Below are 4,740 nucleotides of genomic sequence, written 5' to 3'. Positions count from 1 at the left end.
GGGTTTGTCTCGCTTTCCAGCCATCGTTTGGTCCTCCTGAAAACGGGATAAAGCTATCCCAGTTGGTGGACCACTTCATTGGGGGCACTCCAAGATCACCCCGCCAGGACAAGTCTTTCGGGTTTCGCTGACGAAATCATCAGTGCTTATAATACAATCCAGTTTGCACTCGATGTGGGTGATCAGAACGAAGATTTCGGGTTGGCGTTGAACGCTCAAAGCACATTGCCCGATATCGCCGAAAGCTCCGTGAGCAATGATGCGAAGTGGTACAGCGTCATGGCCTCGACCACGTTAAGGACCGTATTCGAGACCGCGTTCGGTCTGCCCAGCGAGTTCGCCTCGCTGGACATCGACGAGCAGTTGGAAATCTTCAAGGACAAAGCCGAAAAACGGTTTGGCTCAGACGAAGTTGCACAATTCTTGGAACCGAAGAAAATGGAAGACCTCGTCAAGACCTTCCTGCTTCGCTCCGAGATGTCGGACACCATGCAATCCTTGACCTCATCGAACACGGCATTGATGCTCTTGTCGGGCGCGGTGCGATAGCGGGGCCCTGTTTACTGCGACCCTGTGATCGAACGCCTGGACACTTGGCCCGATGGCCAATGGAATGGTATCAACGCGACCGATATTGTGCTGTTATTTGGCTGGTCAGTGCGTCAATTGCCGCCACACGGTGATAGACAATGGCGCTTGCATTGGGGCTCCCGTGGGTGCAGCAGTGGCGCCGGTGCGCGAAATCTTGTCGAACGGGAGACAGATTCATGGCGAAGCTTCCTCGAGTTGCCACGGTAACACTGAATCCGGCTTTGGATCAGACGGCCCAATCGCCGGACTTCCATGCCGGAAAGGTAAACCGTGTGATCAGCGAGCAGTCGGATGCGGGCGGCAAAGGCGTAAATGTCGCCGCTTACCTTGCCCGGTACGGCCATGATGTAACCGCGACAGGGTTGCTTGGTCGTGGCAATCTGGAGCCGTTCGAAAATCTCTTTGCCGAAAGAGGGATCGTCGATCGTTTTGTGAAACTGCCCGGCCTGACCCGGGTCAACGTCAAGATCGTCGACAAGATTCGTGAACTCGTCACGGATATCAACTTTCCCGGAATCAATGCCGATGACGATAGTATCGACGCTGTAACTCGGATCGTGTTTGAACTGGCTGATGACGGAGTCAAATGGTTCATCCTTTCCGGAAGTCTTCCGAAGGGCATGCAGACGGACAGCTATCGTTTGCTCATCGAGCAGTTGAAGGACAAGGGGTGCAAGGTTGTCCTGGATACCAGCGGCATCCCGTTCGACCGGGCACTCCACGCCAAACCCAACGTGATCAAACCGAGTATAGACGAACTTCAGGAAGTGACTGGCTCGGTTGTGGAGAGCCACGGTGAGATCATTGCGGCCGCTCGGAAAATTCTGGAAAACGGGACGGAACTGGTTGTTGTCTCCATGCGCGACAAGGGCGCCTTGTTCGTAACGGCAGAGCAAACCGTTCTGGCCGTGCCGCCAAAGGCGCGCGTCGTTAGCACGGTCGGCGCGGGAGATGCCATGGTCGCAGGGATCACGCATGGCTTGATCACCGGCATGCCGCTTCCCAAAATCGCGCGCTTTTCAACCGCGCTGTCGCTTGGCGCTCTTGCACAGATCGGGCCCAACCTGCCGCCAAAAGAAGATATCTCGGCTTTCGAGGAACTGGTGTCCATTTCGGACCCGACCTGATCCAGGGCGGTTGTGGGATCGTTGGCCGCTCCCAAACGATCCAGCTTGTGCCGATCTCCTTTAGCGCGGTCGAATAGGCTTGGGGAATAGTGCAGGGCGGTTTAGGGTACCCTGACATGACCCAGCCGGCGACGAGCTGGTTTTTTTAATTTCAGAGCCGCCATACCGAAGGAACGCGGATGGACGCGATGGCGGGAGGCCGAGATTCCTCATGCCGAAGTTCGATCAAATAAGGACTTGCTCGGCGCCAGTCCGCGAAATCCTGCCGTTGCGGCGGGTGCGAAGCGGTCATGAGTGTTGTTGCTTGAATTTCCGCGCGCCGGCGCGTATGTGCAGCGCCTGAAGCTCGAGAAGCGAAAACGCAGGAAGACAAATGGCCAACCCCCTTCAGTTCATGCAGCAGGTGCGCACCGAGGTCGGCAAGGTTGTCTGGCCGACACGGCGGGAAGTGTTCCTGACCTCGATCATGGTGCTGGCCATGGCCACGCTGACGGCCATCTTCTTTTTCCTTGTCGATTTGCTGATCCGCCAGGGTCTGCAGGCGGTTCTCGGGCTGTTCGGCTGATTTCACGCCCCTTTGCGGTCACTTGCACACGCGCAGCCCTTGAATCCTGTCGCAGGCAGCGCTAAAGCAGCCGGACTTTCCCCAGCAGGCGTGCATCGATTCGGGTCGCACGCCGCTTTTCGTTTGGGTGAGACGCCGGACAGGATCCGGCAAGGTTGGAATTTCCGGGGCCAAAGGGTTTCGGCTCAGAGCAAGGCATGGCACATGGCGAAGCGTTGGTATTCGGTTAGCGTCCTCTCGAACTTCGAGAAGAAGATTGCCGAACAGATCCGGCACGACGTCGTGCAGGCCGGTCTCGAAGACGAGATCGACGAAGTGCTGGTGCCGACCGAAGAAGTGATCGAGGTCCGCCGCGGCAAGAAGGTGACAGCCGAGCGCCGCTTCATGCCGGGCTACGTTCTCGTTCACATGGAAATGTCGGATCAGGGCTATCACCTGATCAACTCGATCAACCGGGTGACCGGGTTCCTTGGCCCGCAGGGTCGGCCGATGCCGATGCGTGACGCAGAGGTCAACCAGATCCTCAACCGGGTCGAGGAAGGCGCCGAAGCGCCTCGGTCGCTGATCACCTTCGAAGTGGGCGAGACCGTCAACGTGACCGACGGCCCGTTCGAGGGCTTCTCGGGCATGGTCGAGGATGTGGATGAGGACAACAACCGCCTCAAAGTGATGGTGTCGATCTTCGGCCGGGCAACGCCGGTCGAACTGGAATTCACGCAGGTCTCCAAGGAGGTCTGAGGAATCGGCGGCAAAGCCGCCGGATCCCGGCAGAATGCCGGGGCAAAACGTGGGAGGCATGGCGGACGCGTTCGCCCCCTGACCACGGCAACATGAGTGGCTCCGAACGCGTTCGCGGGCCGTTGTAAGAAGGAGAGGCCAGATGGCCAAGAAACTCGCAGGCAAGATGAAGCTGCAGGTGCCTGCCGGACAGGCGAACCCGTCCCCCCCCGTTGGCCCCGCGCTCGGTCAGCGTGGCATCAACATCATGGAATTCTGCAAGGCGTTCAACGCCAAGACGCAGGACATGGATCCCGGTGCGCCCTGCCCGACCGTGATCACCTACTACCAGGACAAGTCCTTCACCATGGACATCAAGACGCCGCCGGCGTCCTATTTCCTGAAGAAGGCCGCGAAGCTGAAATCCGGCGCCAACAACCCGGGCAAGCAGACCGCCGGTTCTGTGACTGTTGCGCAGGTGAAGGAAATCGCCGAGGCCAAGATGAAGGACCTCAACGCGAACGACGTCGAAGCCGCGATGCAGATCATCCTCGGCTCCGCGCGTTCGATGGGTATCGAGGTGAAAGGGTAAATCATGGCCAAGCTTGGAAAACGTACCCGCGCCGCCCGTGAAGCCGTTGTCGGCAAGGAAAACCTGACCGTCGAGGAAGCCGTCGCGCTGGTGAAGGGCAATGCCAACGCCAAGTTCGACGAGACCATCGAGATCGCGTTGAACCTGGGCGTCGACACCCGTCACGCCGACCAGATGGTCCGCGGCACCGTCGTTCTGCCCAACGGCACCGGCAAGACCATGCGCGTTGCAGTCTTCGCCCGCGGCGACAAGGCTGACGAGGCCAAGGCCGCGGGAGCCGATATCGTTGGCGCCGAGGACCTGATGGAAACCATTCAGGGCGGCACGATCGAGTTCGATCGCTGCATCGCGACCCCGGACATGATGCCGATCGTTGGCCGCCTGGGTAAGATCCTGGGCCCGCGCAACCTGATGCCGAACCCGAAGGTAGGCACGGTTACCCCCGACGTGACGACCGCTGTGCAGGCCGCCAAAGGCGGTGAGGTGCAGTTCCGTGCCGAGAAGGGCGGCGTGGTTCACGCCGGCGTTGGCAAGGCTTCTTTCGACGAAGCCAAGCTGGTCGAGAACATCCGCAGCTTCTGCGACGCGGTTGCCAAGGCGAAGCCCTCGGGCGCCAAGGGCAGCTACATGCAGAAGATCTCGCTGAGTTCCACCATGGGTCCGGGCGTCACCATCGACGTGGCCGCCGCGACCGCGCAAGCCTGATCGTTCAGGTAATCCATTCGAAAGGGCGCCTTCGGGCGCCCTTTTTCGTTCCGCCCTGTCCCCGGTAAATCCACCGATTTCCGCGCGATCGCTCGCTCACCCCGCCGCTCTTAGAGCGTGTCGCGGCCTATCTGATTCAGGCTTCCCAGATTGGTTGTGATGTGATTCCCTTCTGTTGAGGCAGATATAGGGGTCTCAGATGGGCAAACCACATCCAATAGAGCTACGCGAGCGCGTCGTCGCTTTTGTCGATGAAGGTCGCGGGCACCGCGAGGCGGCGCGGCACTTCCGGGTTTCGCCGAGATTTGTGAACGATCTGATCAAGCTGCGGCGGGAAACCGGATCACTGACACCACGACCGCAAGGTAACGGAGGTGGTCACCGCAAACTGGCCGGCGTGACCGGCTGGATTGAGGCGCGCATCGCCGACAAGGGAGAGATCA

Annotated in this window: 7 protein-coding genes; all 7 read left to right on the top strand. The window is 59.5% G+C overall.

Going from position 1 to position 4,740, the window contains the following annotated elements; translation table 11 throughout:
• The first annotated feature begins 78 nt into the window (after nt 1–78).
• Nucleotides 79–549, top strand: a complete 471-nt coding sequence (locus BLR85_RS27815) for a DUF1217 domain-containing protein (protein WP_093165045.1) — start codon at nt 79–81, stop codon at nt 547–549.
• Nucleotides 550–767: 218 nt separating this feature from the next.
• Entirely contained in the window at nt 768–1,718 is a 951-nt protein-coding gene (pfkB, locus tag BLR85_RS27810) for a 1-phosphofructokinase (protein WP_093165043.1), read from the top strand.
• 373 nt (nt 1,719–2,091) lie between these two features.
• Complete coding sequence (secE, locus tag BLR85_RS27805) at nt 2,092–2,283, top strand: preprotein translocase subunit SecE (protein WP_068307207.1); 192 nt, start codon at nt 2,092–2,094, stop codon at nt 2,281–2,283.
• Nucleotides 2,284–2,487: 204 nt separating this feature from the next.
• On the top strand, nt 2,488–3,021 hold the full coding sequence (gene nusG / locus BLR85_RS27800) for a transcription termination/antitermination protein NusG (protein ID WP_093165041.1): 534 nt from the start codon (nt 2,488–2,490) through the stop codon (nt 3,019–3,021).
• A gap of 142 nt (nt 3,022–3,163) precedes the next feature.
• Complete coding sequence (gene rplK, locus BLR85_RS27795; protein WP_093165039.1) at nt 3,164–3,592, top strand: 50S ribosomal protein L11; 429 nt, start codon at nt 3,164–3,166, stop codon at nt 3,590–3,592.
• Nucleotides 3,593–3,595: 3 nt separating this feature from the next.
• On the top strand, nt 3,596–4,297 hold the full coding sequence (gene rplA / locus BLR85_RS27790; RefSeq protein ID WP_093165037.1) for a 50S ribosomal protein L1: 702 nt from the start codon (nt 3,596–3,598) through the stop codon (nt 4,295–4,297).
• Between the two features lie 199 nt (nt 4,298–4,496).
• Nucleotides 4,497–4,740 (top strand): helix-turn-helix domain-containing protein (locus tag BLR85_RS29715; RefSeq protein WP_212635186.1); only part of this gene is annotated, 244 nt, incomplete at its 3' end.

This window comes from Aliiruegeria lutimaris, assembly GCF_900099935.1.
GTDB lineage: Bacteria > Pseudomonadota > Alphaproteobacteria > Rhodobacterales > Rhodobacteraceae > Tropicimonas > Tropicimonas lutimaris.
This window is presented reverse-complemented; position numbering and strand designations above follow the sequence as displayed.